Raw genomic sequence first — 14,205 nt, forward strand, 5'->3', positions numbered from 1 at the left:
CTCCAAAGAACAAGCCATGCATCCATCGACCCCCGATTCCGGCCACGACCCGGCTGTACCCGATGCGGCCCCCACGCTTTCGGCCGAACTCGCCGCGCCCACCGTCAGCCGCGCCTATCGCTGCCAGTGCGGGCGCCCCGTGTTCCTGCGCAACAGCGAGTGCCTGGCCTGCCACACGCCGCTGGGCTACGTGATCGACCGGCTCGGCGTGGTGCCGCTGGCGCCGGCCGAAGGCGAGGGCGCGCTGCCCGACACCTTCACCGTCTTCGGCGACCCGCACGGCGCCACCTACCGCCGCTGCGCCAACCTCATGACGCCGGCCGCCTGCAACTGGATGGTGGCGCAGCCGCGCGAGGGCGAGGCCATTCCCGCCGACACGCAGGGACTGGCGCCCGGCTACTGCCTGGCCTGCAGCGTCACGCGCACCATCCCCGACCTGTCGGTGGAGGCCAACGGCGAACTCTGGCGCAAGCTCGAGATGCCCAAGCGCCGCCTGATCTCGCAGCTGCTCGCGCTCGGCCTGCCGGTGGTGAGCCGCCATGCCGATCCGGTGCACGGGCTGGCCTTCGACTTTCTCAGCAACATGCCGGGCGCCCCGCACGTGATGACGGGCCACGAGCACGGGCTGATCACGCTCAACGCCGAGGAGGCCGAAGACGCCGTGCGCGAGCGCATCCGCGCCGAGATGCACGAGCCCTACCGCACGCTGCTGGGGCACTTTCGCCACGAGATCGGCCACTACTACTGGGACCTGCTGGTGCTGCCCACGCGCTGGATCGACGACTACCGCGTGCTCTTCGGCGACGAGCGCGCCGACTACGGCGCCGCGCTGCAGCAGCACTACGAGCAGGGCCCGCCGCCCGACTGGGCGCAGCGCTTCGTCAGCAGCTACGCGAGCATGCACCCGTGGGAAGACTGGGCCGAGACCTGGGCCCACTACCTGCACATGGCCGACACGGCCGACACGGCGATGAGCTTCGGCATCGACGCGAGCAACGTGGAACTCACGAGCGACCTCTTTACCGCCGCCGACCTGTGGCAGCCCGAGCATCCCGATGCCGCGAAATTCCTGGACTTCATCAACGGCTGGGTGCTGCTGACCAGCATGCTCAACGAGCTGTCGCGCAGCATGGGCCAGCCCGACTACTACCCCTTCGTGCTGCCGCGCGCGGCGGTGGGCAAGCTGCAGTTCATCCACGGCGTGGTCACCGCGCAGCGCAGCGGCACGGCGCCGACGATGGTGACGGCGGGGGATGTGGCGGAAGCTGCCGAGCCTGCACAGGAGCAGTCGCAATCCCAGTCGCAGGGTGACGTCGCTCAGTCCTGAGGCGGCGGCTTTCCTGCGGCGCAGCGCGCGCAGATGCAGGCCTGGCCGCGCAGCGCCGGCGGCAGCGTGTCGAGCGGCGCCAGCGAAAAATCGGCGGTCATGCACCAGCAGGGCGGCTGCGCCTGCCCGGTCTCGCGCTCGACCTCCATCGCGCAGCGGTTCGCCTCGCCGCACAGCGGACAGCGCGCGGTGTCGATGACCACCGTCATGCGAGCGCGAAGGCCGGCAGCTTCTTCGGCACCGCCACGTTGCGCAGCGTCGCGTACACCGGCAGGCCGTCGCGGTAGGCGGGGTAGTCCTCGCCCGCGATCAGCGGCAGCAGGTAGCGGCGGCACTTCTCGGTGATGCCGTAGCCGTCGTCCGAGATGAAATCGCGCGGCATCGGCTTCTCGACATTGGCCACCGCCTCGAGCGGTGCCGCGCCCAGCGTGTAGGCATAGGGCACGTCGCTCGTGCGCTCGATGGTCGGCATCACCGCGTTGCGGCCTTCGAGCGCCAGTTCGACCGCGCGCTGGCCCAGCTCGTAGGCCTGCTTCACGTCGGTGGCCGAGGCGATGTGGCGCGCCGCGCGCTGCAGGTAGTCGGCCACCGCCCAGTGGAACTTGTGGCCCAGCGCCTCCTTCACCATCTGCGCCACCACCGGCGCCGCGCCGCCCAGCTGCGCATGGCCGAAGGCATCGCGCGCGCCCTGTTCGGCCAGGAAGGTGCCGTCGGGGTGGTGGCAGCCTTCGGACACCACCACCGAGCAGTAGCCGTGCTGCTGCACCATGGCATCGACGCGCGCCAGGAAGCGGGCCGCATCGAACTCGATCTCGGGGAACAGCACGACCACCGGAATGCCATGGTCGGCCACCAGCCCGCCGGCCGCGGCGATCCAGCCTGCGTGGCGGCCCATCACCTCGAGCACGAACACCTTGGTGGAGGTGGCGGCCATCGAGCGCACGTCGAACGAGGCTTCGAGCGTGGACACCGCCACGTACTTCGCCACCGAGCCGAAGCCCGGGCAGCAGTCGGTCAGCGGCAGGTCGTTGTCGATGGTCTTGGGCACGTGGATGGCCTGCAGCGGGTACCCCATCGACTGCGACAGCTGGCTCACCTTGAAGCAGGTGTCGGCCGAATCGCCGCCGCCGTTGTAGAAGAAGTAGCCGATGCCGTGCGCCTTGAACACCTCGATCAGGCGCTCGTATTCACGGCGGTTCTTCTCGAGCGACTTGAGCTTGTAGCGGCACGAGCCGAACGCGCCCGAGGGCGTGGTGCGCAGCGCCGCGATGGCCTCGGCCGGCTCGGCGCTGGTGTCGATCAGGTCCTCGGTGAGCGCGCCGAGGATGCCGTTGCGCCCGGCATAGAGCGTGCCGATGCGGTCCGGGTGCTGGCGCGCCGTCTCGATCACGCCGCAGGCCGAGGCGTTGATGACCGAGGTGACGCCGCCCGACTGGGCGTAGAAGGCGTTGAGGATGGGCATGCGCGGCATTGTCACGCAGCCCTTTCCATGGCGCCAGTGGTGCCAAATGCGGGGCGCTTCAGCGCCCGCCGAGGCCCATCGCGCGCGTGATCACCTCTTTCATGATCTCGTTGGTGCCGCCGTAGATGCGCTGCACGCGCGCGTCGGCGTACGCGCGGGTGATCGGGTACTCCCACATGAAGCCGTAGCCGCCGTGCAGCTGCACGCACTCGTCCATCACCTTGCACTGCAGGTCGCTGGTCCAGTACTTGGCCATGCTCGCGGTGGCGGTGTCGAGCTTCTCGGCCATGAGCAGCTCGATGCACTTGTCGACGAACACCTGCGCCACCTGCACCTCGGTCTGCAGTTCGGCCAGCGTGTAGCGCGTGTTCTGGTAGTTGCCCACGGGCTGGCCGAACACCTTGCGCTCCTTCACGTAGGCCACGGTGTGGTCGATGGCCGCCTGCGAGGCGGCCACCGCGCTGATCGCGATCTGCAGCCGCTCCCAGGGCAGCTGCTCCATCAGGCAGACGAAGCCGCGGTTGACCTCGCCCAGCAGCGCCTCGGCGGGCAGGCGCACGTCGTTGAAGAACAGCTCGGACGTGTCTTGCGCCTTCAGGCCCAGCTTCTTCAGGCGCTTGCCCTTCTCGAAGCCCGGCATGCCGCGCTCGACGAGGAACAGGCTCGTGCCCTTCGCGCCCGCGGCCGGGTCGGTCTTGGCGACCACGATCACCAGGTCGGCATGCCAGCCGTTGGTGATGAAGGTCTTGCTGCCGTTGAGCAGGTAGCTGCCGTCGGCCTGGCGGATGGCGCTGGTCTTCACGGCCTGCAGGTCGCTGCCCGCGCCAGGCTCGCTCATGGCGATGGCGCCGACCATCTCGCCGCTGGCGAGTTTGGGCAGGTAGTGCTGCTTCTGCGCCTCGGTGCCGTAGCGCAGGATGTACGGCGCCACGATCTCGTTGTGCAGGCCGAAGCCGATGCCCGTGAAGCCGCGCGCCCACAGCTCCTCGAACTGGATCACCGAGTACAGCAGGTCGGCGCCCGCGCCGCCGTAGGTGTCGGGCAGCGCCATGCACAGGAAGCCGTTCTCGCCGGCCTTGGACCAGACGGCGCGGTCCACATAGCCCTGCTCTTCCCAGTCGTCGTGGAAGGGCGCGATCTCCTTGTCCATGAAGCGGCGGAAGCTGTCGCGGAAGGCCTCGTGGTCGGCGGTGAAGAGGGTGCGTTCGATGGTCATGGGGACGTCAGCGGGTTTCGAAAACAGGAGGGCGCTTCTGCAGGAAGGCGCTCACGCCTTCACGGAAGCTGGGGCGGTCGATGAGCGCGCGCTGGCGCTCGCTCTCGTAGTGCAGTTGTTCCTTCAGCGTGTGGTGCTCCGAGGCGTCGAAGGCCTCGCGCGCTTCGAGCACCGCGTGCGCCGGCAGGCGCGCCAGGCGCTGCGCGATGGCGCGGGCTTCGTCCATCAGTTGCTCGTCGTCGGCGCAGGCCCAGATCAGGCCCCACTGCACGGCGCGCCCGGCGCTCAGGCGCTCGTCGAGCAGCGCCATGCCCATCGCGCGCGCCCGGCCGGCGCGGCGCGGGATGGCCCAGGTGCAGCCCAGGTCCGGCACGATGCCGAGCTTGGGCAGGAACGGAAGGTAGAAGTAGGCGCTGCGCGCGGCGATGGTCACGTCGGCCGCGAGCGCCAGGCCCACGCCCGCACCGGCCGCCGGGCCGTTGACGGCTGCCACCACCGGCACCGGCAGCGTGCGCAGCGTCTCGATGAGCGGGTTGCTGAGCTTCTGCATCCACTCGGCGGTCTGGTCGCCGAGCGTCTGGCCGGGCTCGCCGGGCGGCGCCATCGCGCTCAGGTCGGCGCCCACGCAGAAGGCCTTGCCGGCGCCCGTGAGGATCACGGCGCGCACCGTGCGGTCGTCGCGGATGCGCTCGAGCGCGTCGCGCAGTTCGACCTGCAGGTCTTTCGCGATCGGGTTCAGCTTGTGCGGCAGGTTCAGCGTGAGCGTGGCGATGCCGTCGGCCTGCTCGCACAGCACGCAGGGCTGGGGTGTGGGTTGCGGCGCGGTCATGCGAACGCTGCGCCGGAGGTGGTGGTCATGGGCGTGTCCCTTTCAAGGCCAAGAAGGAAAACGGACGCCCAAAGCAAAAAGCCGCCTGTCGTCACGGCGGCGCGCGGTGCTGCTCCCTGCGGGGGCGGTCCATGGCATCGAGGTTCGATGCCACGGCGCCCGCGGTCAAGCCGGGGACAACCCGTGCAGCGCCAGTCGCCAAGGCGACCGCACGCGAGCCTGCGCGCGCGAGGCCGGGTTCGGCAGCGCGGCAGGCTGCGCGTCCGACACCGAGATGCACGACGACTCCAGCGCCGACACCAGCACGCGCCGGTGCTCGGTGCTCTCGAAGCGCTCGCCCGGCCCGAGCACGATGTCGCGCGGGTCGCGGTCGAGCGTGATCCACACCGCGCCGCTGCGGCATTCGATGCCCACGCCCGCGCCATCGGGCACGGCGAAGACGGCGCGGCTGGGCAGACTCACGTGGAAGCGCGAGCTCGACGAGGAGAAAAAGGTGGAAGGGGACCGGTCGGTGGTGCTCATGGGAACCTCCATTGCATTCGTGATACGAATGAATATAGTGAGCCAAACCCTCTCTTACACGCGGTCATTCGGAACTCGTTGCATGCCTCCAGAGAATGCGAAAACCCCTGCCGGCGAGCTCCCGCCTCTCGAGCTGCTGCGCAGCTTCGAGGCCGCCGCGCGCCGGCTCAGCTTCACGCTGGCGGCGGGCGAGCTGCACCTCACGCAGTCGGCCGTGAGCCGGCAGATCCAGCAGCTCGAAGCCAGCCTGGGCGTGCTGCTGTTCGAGCGCCGCCACCGCGCGCTCGCGCTCACCGAGGCCGGCGGCGTGCTGCAGCGCGCCGTCACCGACAGCCTGGAGCGCCTGCGCGACGCCACCGCGCGCGTGCGCGCCAGCGCCGCGCCGCGGCAGGTGTCGATCACCACCACACCGGGCTTCGCGTCGCTGTGGCTCATTCCGAAACTGGCGCGCTTCACCAGCACGCATCCGCAGGTCGACGTGCGTGTGTCAGCCACGCTCGACGTGCTCGACCTGGACGTGAGCCGGCTGGACCTTGCGGTGCGCTTCGTTCCCATCGGGCGCGGCGTGGGCCCGGCGCTGTTCGAGGAATCGGTGATCCCGCTGTGCGCGCCGCAGGTGGCCGCGTCGCTGCACGAGCTGTCCGATTTTTCCAAGCTCACGCTGCTGACCATCGAATACCCGGACCACAGCGAAGCCCCGACCGCCGACTGGGAGCCGTGGCTCAAGGTGATGGTGCTGGAAGACCTGCGCATGAAGAGCACGCTGCGCTTCTCGCAGTACGCCGATGCGGTGGCCGCCGCGGTGGCGGGGCAGGGCGTGGTCATCGGGCGCCTGCCGCTGCTGCGCGAACTGGTGCGCGACGGCCGGCTCGTGGCGCCGCTCGGCCAGGGCGTGGCATCGCACCGCGGCTACTTCATCGAGATGTCGCGGCGCGCCGCGGGCAACCGCGACGCGCAGGACTTCGCGCAATGGCTGCGCGACGAAGCGGAGGCCGCGCAGCGGAGCTGACTCAACCTGGCAACAGCACCTTGTTGACGACGTGGATCACGCCGTTCGACTGGTAGACATTGGCGATCGTCACCGCCGCCGTGCCGCCCTTGGCATCGGTCACCCACACTGTGCCGCCGCTCATCGTCGCCGTGAGCGTGCCGCCGCTGGCGGTCTTGAGCAGCGCCTTGCCGCCGCCCGCGTTGATCGCGCTCGTCAGCGCCGCGCTGTCCATGCGTCCGGGCACCACGTGGTAGGTCAGCACCTTGGTGAGCGTGGCCTTGTTCTCGGGCTTGAGCAGCGTGTCGACCGTGCCGGCCGGCAGTGCCGCGAACGAGGCGTTGGTGGGCGCGAACACCGTGAACGGGCCCGGGCTCTTGAGCGTGGCCACGAGGTCGGCCGCCTTCACCGCGGCGACCAGCGTCGTGTGGTCCTTCGAATTCACCGCGTTGTCGACGATGTCCTTCGTCGGGTACATCGGCGCGCCGCCGACCATGGGGGTGGCGGCACTGCTGCTGGCGTTGCTCATGCCACTGCCGGCGCACGCGCCGAGCAGGACCGACACGCCGAGGGCGATCACGAGTTTTTTCATGGATGTCTCCTGGAAGAAAAGGCTCTGTGGAAACCGCCAACAGCTCGGAGGCGCGATGCGCTTGAGATGCCATACGGCGCGATGCGTGAAGCGGATTCAACCGATGTGCCCTGTCAGCTTTGCGCCACAGCGCGCCGCGCCGGGCTTGCGCACGGCGAAGGCCCTCGCCAGAATCCGCCCTTCCTTTTTCAGCGACAGTTTTTTCCGACACCACGCACGGCGACGATCAACCTCCCGGGCGAGAACACCAATCAATGAACCGTTCACTGAACACCTGACGCACACCGACCGCCCCGGCCGGATGTGCTCTTTCGCATCCGCCGCGGCCGAATCGACAAGGGCCCCGCGCGCAACTGCATTCGCCGGGGCCTTTTTGTTTTTTCGGAGTGTGTGCACATGAGTGCTCAACGAAAGGCCCGCGACGACGACAAGCGTCTGGGCCGGTTCTACTTTGCGGTGCCCGCGTCGGCACCGCGCAATCCCGTGGTGGCCGCGATGGCGCGCCGCGAATCCAGCCAGGGCGCAGGCCGCCACCTGCGCACCCACCGCGCCGAGCGCCGCGCGCAGAAGGTGGCGCTGCAGAAAGCCGCGCGCGACATCGCACGGAGGGCCGACCATGCGTGACGACATGGACAAGGTGATCGTCGAGCGTCCGCGCGGCGGCTGGCGCGTGCAGGGCGATGGCCGCCCGTGGCGCAACAGCCCCGAACGCGGCTCGCACCTGGGCATGAAGCGCGGCCTGCAGCATCCGAAGTGGCTGAGCGAAAACCTCCAGCCGCTCAAGCGCTGGCTGCACAAGCAGGTGCACCGGCCGTGGGACAAGGTGTACGCCGAACTGTGCAGCGGCATCGATCGCCGCAGCACGGTGCAGGCGCACATCTTTTTGCACGTCGACGACTTCGTGGCGCGCGACGCGGTGCTGTGCGATGGCGAGGTGCGGGTGCGACCCTACCGCTGGGGAACCCGCGACGGCGTGCCGCTGCACGAAGCGCCGGGCGTCGAGCTGTTCGTGCACCCGGTCACCGGCATCCTGCTGCCGAACCGGCGCCTGCGCGAGGCGCGCGCGGCGCGCCGTGTGGACCGGGCCGCGCGGCGCGGCGACACGCCTTACGCGATCTACCACGTGATCGACGAGAGCACGCAGTGGCACTGCGTCGACGGCTGCTGGTTCGAGGTCGTGCTCGCGAAGTTTCCCGAGCGTGCAGGCACGGCGCAGCCGGAACCCAAGTGCTACGACGTGCTGCGCCGTTGCATGGTCACGCGCTGCGGCGCGGCGCGACGTTCAGCGCCGGGCCTGCCCACGCACTTCGATATGTACGGGCGTCACGATGTCTATGCCGTTGCCAAGCGCCAGCTGAGCCGGCGCGAGGTGAGGGCGCGGTTGGGGGATGCGGCGTGAGGCGGCGTGTCGGTGATCAGGGCGTGGGACGTACCGGCACCTTCGCCCGCGGCAGCAGCAGAAACGCCAGCGTCCCCGCCGCCAGCATCCCGCTCACCGTAAGGAACACCGCGCGGAACGGCTCGCTGCCCTGGGCCACGGCCCAGGAGGCGGCGACGCCGGTGGTCCATTGCATCAGCGAGACGCCGAGGAACATCGCCATGTTGAGCAGCGCCATCGCACGGCCCGTCACGGCCGCCGGGTAGGCGTTCTTGGTGTACGCGTACAGCAGCACGCTGTAGCCCGAGAGCATGCCGTAGACGATCGGCAGGCCGATGTCGATGGCGCGCGATTGCGTGAGGGCCATGGCGGCGAACATCGCCGCGCCGGCGAAGGCGCAGCGCATCATCCAGCGCGTGCGGCGCGCACCGCCGGGGTCGAGGCGGCCGAACAGCATGGGGCTGGCCATGCCGGCGACGGTCATCACCAGCGCCACGTTGCCGCTGGCCACGAGCGAGAGGCCGTGGCGGTCGTGCAGCACGGGGCCGAGCCACAGGCCGCGCAGCGTGATGAAGGCCGCATACGACACGCAGGCGAAGCACAGCAGGCCGAGCGTGTGCGGCATGGCGAACAGCGGCAGCAGGTCGCGCACGGCCTGGCGCAGCGACTGGCGCTCGGGCGCGGGTTCGTCCGATGCGATCGTCGTTGTCGTCGTGCGCGCGGGCTCGTGCACGCGCCAGAAGATGACGATCCACGAGAGCACGGCGAAGGCGGTCAGCGCGGCATAGCCGGCGCGCCACGAGGCGGCCTCGATCAGCAGCGCCAGCGGCGTGCCGGTGAACAGGATGCCCATGCCCGCGAGGCTCATCACCAGCCCCGACATGGCGGTGAAGCGCGCGGCGTCGAAGTGCCGCGCGATGAACACGGTGCAGGCCAGGAAGGCCGGCGCGCAGCCCACGCCGATCAGCGCCTGCCCCAGCAGCAGCGCGCCGAAACCCGGCGCCACGGTGCACAGCGCGGCGCCCGCGATGGCCAGCGGAAAGGCGGTGAGCACGGTGCGGCGCACGCCGAAGTGGTCGATCGACACGCCCATCGCGAGCTGCATGATGCCGAAGGTGAAATGGAAGGTGCCGGCCCAGGTGCCCAGCGCCTGCGGCGTGAGGCCGAAGTGCTGAGTGAGCGGCGTGGCCATCATGGCGCCGACGGTGCGAAAGGCCTGGCTCAGCGCGAAGGCGGTGGCCAGTGCGACCAGCATGGCCGCGGCCGAGGTCGACCCGCGGGTCGGGGGCGGCGAAGCCGCGTGCTTGTTCATCGAAAGAGACGGAGACCGGAGAGAGAAGAGGGCGGCGTCGATGCTACCGGCATGTCGCGCCCCATGCAGAACGGCGCCCGAGGGCGCCGTTCGTTGCGTGTCTCCGAGGCGTCAGTGCCGGCGGTGGCCGGCACTGCGCAAGGCGCGCGTCAGGCCGCGGCCTTGACCTTCAGGCGCCAGGCGTGCAGCAGCGGCTCGGTGTAGCCGCTGGGCTGCTCGATGCCCTTGAACACGAGGTCTTGCGCGGCCTTGTAGGCGGCCGAGGTGTCGAAGTGGCCGGCCATCGGCTGGTACAGCGCGTCGCCGGCGTTCTGCTCGTCGACCACCTTGGCCATGCGCTGGAAGGCCTCGTCGACCTGCGCCTTCGTGACCACGCCGTGCAGCAGCCAGTTGGCGATGTGCTGGCTCGAGATGCGCAGCGTGGCGCGGTCTTCCATGAGGCCGACGTTGTGGATGTCGGGCACCTTCGAGCAGCCCACGCCCTGGTCGACCCAGCGCACCACGTAGCCCAGGATGCCCTGCACGTTGTTGTCGATTTCCTGCTGCTTCTCGGCGTCGGTCCACTTCGCTTGCGCAGCGATCGGCACCTGCAGCAGCGCGTTCAGGATGTTCTCGCGCTCGCCGTCGGCGTCGATCTTTTCCAGTTCCTGCTGCACGGCGGTCACGCTGACCTGGTGGTAGTGCAGCGCGTGCAGCGTGGCGGCGGTGGGCGAGGGCACCCAGGCGGTGTTGGCGCCGGCCTTGGGGTGGGCGATCTTCTGCTCGAGCATGGCGGCCATCAGGTCGGGCATGGCCCACATGCCCTTGCCGATCTGCGCCTTGCCGCGCAGGCCGCAGTTCAGGCCGACGAGCACGTTGTTCTTTTCGTAGGCACCGATCCAGGCGCTGGACTTCATGTCACCCTTGCGGATCATCGGGCCGCCCTGCATGGCGGTGTGCATCTCGTCGCCGGTGCGGTCCAGGAAGCCGGTGTTGATGAAGGCCACGCGCGCGGCGGCTTCGGCGATGCAGGCCTGCAGGTTCACGCTGGTGCGGCGCTCCTCGTCCATGATGCCGAGCTTGACGGTGTTGGCGGGCAGGCCGAGCAGCTGCTCGACGCGGCCGAACAGCTCGCTGGCAAAGGCGACTTCGGCCGGGCCGTGCATCTTGGGCTTGACGATGTAGATGCTGCCGGTGCGCGAGTTGCCCTTGCGCTTGACGTCGATCATCGCGATGGTGGTGGTGACCACGGCGTCCAGGATGCCTTCGGGGATTTCCTTGCCGCCTTCGTACAGGATGGCCGGGTTGGTCATCAGGTGGCCCACGTTGCGCAGGAACATGAGCGAGCGGCCGTGCAGCTTCAGCGGCTGGCCGTTGGCGCCGGTGTACTCGCGGTCAGAGTTCAGGCCGCGCGTGAAGGTCTTGCCGCCCTTGGCGACTTCTTCGGTCAGCGTGCCCTGCACGATGCCCAGCCAGTTCGCGTACGCGACGACCTTGTCGGCCGCGTCGACCACGGCCACCGAGTCTTCCAGGTCGAGGATGGTGGAGAGCGCGGCTTCGAGCACGAGGTCGCTCACGCCGGCCGCATCGCTCTTGCCGATGGCGGTGCTGCGGTCGATGCGGATGTCCAGGTGGATGCCGTTGTGCTTGAGCAGCACCGACGACGGCGCGGCGGCGTCGCCCTGGTAGCCGACGAACTGCGACGCATCGGCCAGGCCGGTGGTGCTGCCTTGCAGCGCGACGACCAGCTGGCCGTCCTTCACGCTGTAGCCGGTGGCGTTCTTGTGCGAGCCGTTGGCCAGCGGTGCGGCCTGGTCGAGCACGTTGCGTGCGAACTCGATGACCTTGGCGCCGCGCACGGGGTTGTAGCCCTTGCCCTTTTCCGCGCCGCCGGTTTCGGGAATGGCGTCGGTGCCGTACAGCGCGTCGTACAGCGAACCCCAGCGCGCGTTGGCGGCGTTCAGGGCGTAGCGCGCGTTCAGGATCGGCACCACCAGCTGCGGGCCGGCCTGCAGCGCGAGTTCGGAGTCGACGTTGGCCGTGGTGGCCTTCACGCCCTTGGGCTGCGGCAGCAGGTAGCCGATCTTTTCCAGGAAGGCGCGGTAGGCCGGCATGTCGGCAATCGGGCCGGGGTTCTTCTTGTGCCAGGCGTCGAGCTCGCTCTGCAGGCGGTCGCGCTCGGCGAGCAGGGCGACGTTCTTGGGCGCCAGGTCATGGACGATGGCGTCAAAGCCCTTCCAGAACACGTCGCTGGCCACGCCGCTGGCGGGCAGGACCTTCTCTTCGACGAAGCGGTGCAGTTCGGTCGCGACCTGGAGTCGGTGGGCGGTGGTGCGGTCGGTCATGTGTTTCTCCTTGGGGAACGCAATGCAAAAACAGGAAATCGGGGGGCGGCGCAGCAGTGGGGCGCACTTGCCCCAGGTGAAGTCATGGGAGAACTGTATTCGATACTTTGCGGGCCAGTAAGAGCCGAAAGTGAGATTTATCTGTGACAAAAATGATGGTAATCGACCAAAACCCAAGTCCCGCTTCAAAGGGTAGGCCCTGAGGCCGGGGCGGTGGCAGCTGTATATATTTAACTTCTTAAATAATCAGCTCCCGCCGCAATGATCCTCCTGGCTTCCAACGAAAACCCGCTCGGCATGCCCGAGTCGGCCCGCCGCGCCGCCGCCGCCGCCCTCGAAGGTGCGGGCAACTACCCCGACAGCAACGGCACCGCGCTCAAGCAGGCGCTGGCCGCGCGGCTCGACGTGCCGCCCGAGTGGCTCACGCTGGGCAGCGGGTCGAGCGAGATCCTCGAGCTCGCGGCGCAGGTCAGCCTCAAGCCGGGCGAGAACGTCGTCTATTCGCAGTACGGCTTCATCGTCTATGCGGCGGCCACGGCGCACGCCCACGCGCGCGCCACCGTCGTGCCTTCGCGCGACTTCGGCCACGACCTGGACGCGATGCGCGCCGCCATCGGCGACGACACGAAGCTGGTCTTCGTCGCCAACCCGAACAACCCGACCGGCACCTTCATCGATGCTGCGCCGCTGCGCGAGTTTCTGCAATCGGTGCCCGCGCACGTGACGGTGCTGCTCGACGAGGCCTACACCGAGTACCTGTCGCCCGCGCAGCGCTACGACAGCATCGAATGGGTGCGCCGCCTGCCCAACCTGATCGTGGCGCGCACTTTTTCCAAGGCCTTCGGCCTGGCGGGGCTGCGCATCGGCTACGGCGTGTCGCAGCCGGCGCTCACGGCGCGCATGAACGCGCACCGCCCGCGCTTCAACGTGACGACGCCGGCCCAGGCCGCGGCCGTGGCGGCGCTGGGCGACACCGACTTCCTGGCGCGCACCTACGAACTCAACACCGCCGGGCGCGAGCAGCTTGTCGCGGGCTTCGCCGCGCTGGGCCTGCCGCATGTGCCGTCGTCGGGCAACTTCGTGATGGTGCAGGTCGGCGACGCGTCGGCCGTGCACGCGCGCCTGCTGGCCGCCGGCATCGAGGTCTCGCTGCTCGGCCCCTACGGCCTGCCGCAATGGCTGCGCGTGAGCGTCGGCCTGCCGGCGCAGAACGAGGCGCTGCTGGCCGCGCTGCGCTGAAGACCTCACGCACACCGAAGAACAACCACCCCGAGGAGACCGCCCCATGCAACGCCGCCAGTTCGCAGCGCAGGCCGCTGCCGTCATCACCGCCACGGCCTTCGCGCCGATGGCGTTCGCGCAGGAGCGCACGGTGCGCATCCTGATCGGCTTTCCGCCGGGCGGGTCGGCCGATGTGGTCGCGCGCATCCTGGCCGACAAGATGCGCGTGTCGCTCGGACAGAACGTCATCGTCGACAACAAGCCCGGCGCGGCCGGCCGGCTGGCGCTGGCCGAGCTCAAGCGCTCGCCGCCGGACGGCAGCGTGCTCATCTTCTCGCCCAGCGGCGCGATGGTGATCCACCCGTGGCTGTATTCGAACCTCGGCTACGACACGGTGAAGGACTTCACGCCGATCTCGCTCGGCAGCACCTTCGACTTCGCCGTGACGGCCGGGCCGGGCGCGCCGGCGGGCGACCTGAAGGCGGTGCTGGCCTGGATGAAGGCCAACCCGGGCAAGGCCAACTACGCAACCTCGGGCGCCGGCACAGTGCCGCACTTCGCGGGCCAGTTGCTGGCGCAGGCCTCGGGCGTGCCGATGACGCACGTCGCCTACCGCGGCGGCGCGCCGGCCGCGCAGGACCTCATCGGCGGACAGGTGCCGCTGATGGTCGACACCGCCTCGGAAACCATCGAGCACCACCGCGCGGGCAAGGTCCGCATCCTTGCGGTGACGGGCGAAAAGCGCAGCCGCGCGCTGCCCGACGTGCCGACGCTGAAAGAAGCGGGCATCAACGTGACGGCCGATGCCTTCTTCGGCTTGTATGGCCCGCCGGGCATGTCGCCCGAGCTGGTCGCGCGCATCGACAAGGCCGTGGCCGACGCGCTGCGCATGCCCGATGTGCAGGAAAAAATCTACGCGCTGGGCCTCGTGCCGGCGCATGCGGGGCCGGCGGAGCTGGCAAGCATCCAGGCGACGCACCTGAAGCGGTGGGAACTGCCGATCAAGAACTCGGGATTCAAGGCTGAATCCTGAT

General features: G+C 69.3%; 13 protein-coding genes and 1 pseudogene. 6 read left to right on the forward strand and 8 right to left on the reverse strand.

Annotated features, from left to right (window positions below; translation table 11 throughout):
• Positions 1 to 16 precede the first annotated feature (16 nt).
• Positions 17 to 1,327 (forward strand): putative zinc-binding metallopeptidase, encoded by a 1,311-nt coding sequence (locus tag ACAM42_RS02580; RefSeq protein WP_369631017.1) that lies wholly within the window; start codon positions 17 to 19, stop codon positions 1,325 to 1,327.
• On the opposite strand, the gene ACAM42_RS02585 is transcribed toward ACAM42_RS02580, so the two are convergent.
• The 5 genes from ACAM42_RS02585 to ACAM42_RS02605 all read right to left on the reverse strand — a co-directional run bounded on the left by ACAM42_RS02585 (position 1,318) and on the right by ACAM42_RS02605 (position 5,356).
• Entirely contained in the window at positions 1,318 to 1,536 is a 219-nt protein-coding gene (locus ACAM42_RS02585; RefSeq protein ID WP_369631018.1) for a cysteine-rich CWC family protein, read from the reverse strand. The genes ACAM42_RS02580 and ACAM42_RS02585 overlap by 10 nt on opposite strands.
• Positions 1,533 to 2,789 (reverse strand): 6-phosphofructokinase, encoded by a 1,257-nt coding sequence (locus ACAM42_RS02590; RefSeq protein ID WP_095949760.1) that lies wholly within the window; start codon positions 2,787 to 2,789, stop codon positions 1,533 to 1,535. The genes ACAM42_RS02585 and ACAM42_RS02590 overlap by 4 nt, the downstream gene beginning before the upstream one ends.
• 58 nt (positions 2,790 to 2,847) lie before the next feature.
• Positions 2,848 to 4,005: an acyl-CoA dehydrogenase family protein gene (locus tag ACAM42_RS02595; protein WP_307636079.1), complete on the reverse strand. Its 1,158-nt coding sequence runs from the start codon at positions 4,003 to 4,005 to the stop codon at positions 2,848 to 2,850.
• A gap of 7 nt (positions 4,006 to 4,012) precedes the next feature.
• A complete protein-coding gene (locus tag ACAM42_RS02600; protein WP_369631019.1) occupies positions 4,013 to 4,834 on the reverse strand; it encodes an enoyl-CoA hydratase-related protein in 822 nt (273 codons plus the stop codon).
• Positions 4,835 to 4,999: 165 nt separating this feature from the next.
• Positions 5,000 to 5,356 (reverse strand): DUF2917 domain-containing protein, encoded by a 357-nt coding sequence (locus ACAM42_RS02605; protein WP_062479754.1) that lies wholly within the window; start codon positions 5,354 to 5,356, stop codon positions 5,000 to 5,002.
• Positions 5,357 to 5,438: 82 nt separating this feature from the next.
• Between ACAM42_RS02605 and ACAM42_RS02610 the strand changes: the two genes are divergently transcribed.
• Positions 5,439 to 6,365, forward strand: coding sequence for a LysR substrate-binding domain-containing protein (locus ACAM42_RS02610; protein WP_369631020.1), 927 nt, complete (start codon positions 5,439 to 5,441; stop codon positions 6,363 to 6,365).
• A 1-nt stretch (position 6,366) separates the two neighbouring features.
• On the opposite strand, the gene ACAM42_RS02615 is transcribed toward ACAM42_RS02610, so the two are convergent.
• Positions 6,367 to 6,936, reverse strand: a complete 570-nt coding sequence (locus ACAM42_RS02615) for a fasciclin domain-containing protein (RefSeq protein ID WP_354347993.1) — start codon at positions 6,934 to 6,936, stop codon at positions 6,367 to 6,369.
• A gap of 396 nt (positions 6,937 to 7,332) precedes the next feature.
• Here ACAM42_RS02615 and ACAM42_RS02620 point away from each other — a divergent pair, with 396 nt between their 5' ends.
• Positions 7,333 to 7,560 carry a hypothetical protein gene (locus tag ACAM42_RS02620; protein ID WP_369631021.1) on the forward strand — a complete coding sequence of 76 codons (228 nt, stop codon included), beginning with the start codon at positions 7,333 to 7,335 and terminating at the stop codon, positions 7,558 to 7,560.
• Positions 7,553 to 8,335 carry a hypothetical protein gene (locus ACAM42_RS02625; protein ID WP_369631022.1) on the forward strand — a complete coding sequence of 261 codons (783 nt, stop codon included), beginning with the start codon at positions 7,553 to 7,555 and terminating at the stop codon, positions 8,333 to 8,335. Before ACAM42_RS02620 ends, ACAM42_RS02625 begins: the two co-directional genes overlap by 8 nt.
• 16 nt (positions 8,336 to 8,351) lie before the next feature.
• Here ACAM42_RS02625 and ACAM42_RS02630 read toward each other — a convergent pair whose 3' ends face one another.
• Both ACAM42_RS02630 and ACAM42_RS02635 read right to left on the reverse strand, forming a co-directional pair.
• On the reverse strand, positions 8,352 to 9,626 hold the full coding sequence (locus ACAM42_RS02630) for an MFS transporter (RefSeq protein WP_369631023.1): 1,275 nt from the start codon (positions 9,624 to 9,626) through the stop codon (positions 8,352 to 8,354).
• Positions 9,627 to 9,775: 149 nt separating this feature from the next.
• The gene (locus tag ACAM42_RS02635) at positions 9,776 to 11,950 is read right to left on the reverse strand and encodes a malate synthase G (RefSeq protein ID WP_369631024.1); all 2,175 of its coding nucleotides are present in this window, start codon (positions 11,948 to 11,950) and stop codon (positions 9,776 to 9,778) included.
• A 255-nt stretch (positions 11,951 to 12,205) separates the two neighbouring features.
• Here ACAM42_RS02635 and hisC point away from each other — a divergent pair.
• Together hisC and ACAM42_RS02645 are read left to right on the forward strand one after the other, a co-directional pair.
• Positions 12,206 to 13,189: pseudogene (hisC, locus tag ACAM42_RS02640) on the forward strand (histidinol-phosphate transaminase); the annotation flags it as partial.
• Positions 13,190 to 13,235: 46 nt separating this feature from the next.
• Positions 13,236 to 14,204 carry a Bug family tripartite tricarboxylate transporter substrate binding protein gene (locus ACAM42_RS02645; RefSeq protein WP_369631025.1) on the forward strand — a complete coding sequence of 323 codons (969 nt, stop codon included), beginning with the start codon at positions 13,236 to 13,238 and terminating at the stop codon, positions 14,202 to 14,204.
• Position 14,205: the final 1 nt, after the last annotated feature.

Origin of the sequence: Variovorax sp. V35, from assembly GCF_041154465.1 — a bacterium.
GTDB lineage: Bacteria > Pseudomonadota > Gammaproteobacteria > Burkholderiales > Burkholderiaceae_C > Variovorax > Variovorax boronicumulans.

Bases quoted from the DNA above. Each gene is read 5' to 3' on its own strand.
- ACAM42_RS02580 (WP_369631017.1), top strand. From the start codon at position 17: ATGCATCCATCGACCCCCGATTCCGGCCACGACCCGGCTGTACCCGAT.
- ACAM42_RS02585 (WP_369631018.1), bottom strand. From the start codon at position 1,536: ATGACGGTGGTCATCGACACCGCGCGCTGTCCGCTGTGCGGCGAGGCG.
- ACAM42_RS02590 (WP_095949760.1), bottom strand. From the start codon at position 2,789: ATGCCCATCCTCAACGCCTTCTACGCCCAGTCGGGCGGCGTCACCTCG.
- ACAM42_RS02595 (WP_307636079.1), bottom strand. From the start codon at position 4,005: ATGACCATCGAACGCACCCTCTTCACCGCCGACCACGAGGCCTTCCGC.
- ACAM42_RS02600 (WP_369631019.1), bottom strand. From the start codon at position 4,834: ATGACCGCGCCGCAACCCACACCCCAGCCCTGCGTGCTGTGCGAGCAG.
- ACAM42_RS02605 (WP_062479754.1), bottom strand. From the start codon at position 5,356: ATGAGCACCACCGACCGGTCCCCTTCCACCTTTTTCTCCTCGTCGAGC.
- ACAM42_RS02610 (WP_369631020.1), top strand. From the start codon at position 5,439: ATGCCTCCAGAGAATGCGAAAACCCCTGCCGGCGAGCTCCCGCCTCTC.
- ACAM42_RS02615 (WP_354347993.1), bottom strand. From the start codon at position 6,936: ATGAAAAAACTCGTGATCGCCCTCGGCGTGTCGGTCCTGCTCGGCGCG.
- ACAM42_RS02620 (WP_369631021.1), top strand. From the start codon at position 7,333: ATGAGTGCTCAACGAAAGGCCCGCGACGACGACAAGCGTCTGGGCCGG.
- ACAM42_RS02625 (WP_369631022.1), top strand. From the start codon at position 7,553: ATGCGTGACGACATGGACAAGGTGATCGTCGAGCGTCCGCGCGGCGGC.
- ACAM42_RS02630 (WP_369631023.1), bottom strand. From the start codon at position 9,626: ATGAACAAGCACGCGGCTTCGCCGCCCCCGACCCGCGGGTCGACCTCG.
- ACAM42_RS02635 (WP_369631024.1), bottom strand. From the start codon at position 11,950: ATGACCGACCGCACCACCGCCCACCGACTCCAGGTCGCGACCGAACTG.
- ACAM42_RS02645 (WP_369631025.1), top strand. From the start codon at position 13,236: ATGCAACGCCGCCAGTTCGCAGCGCAGGCCGCTGCCGTCATCACCGCC.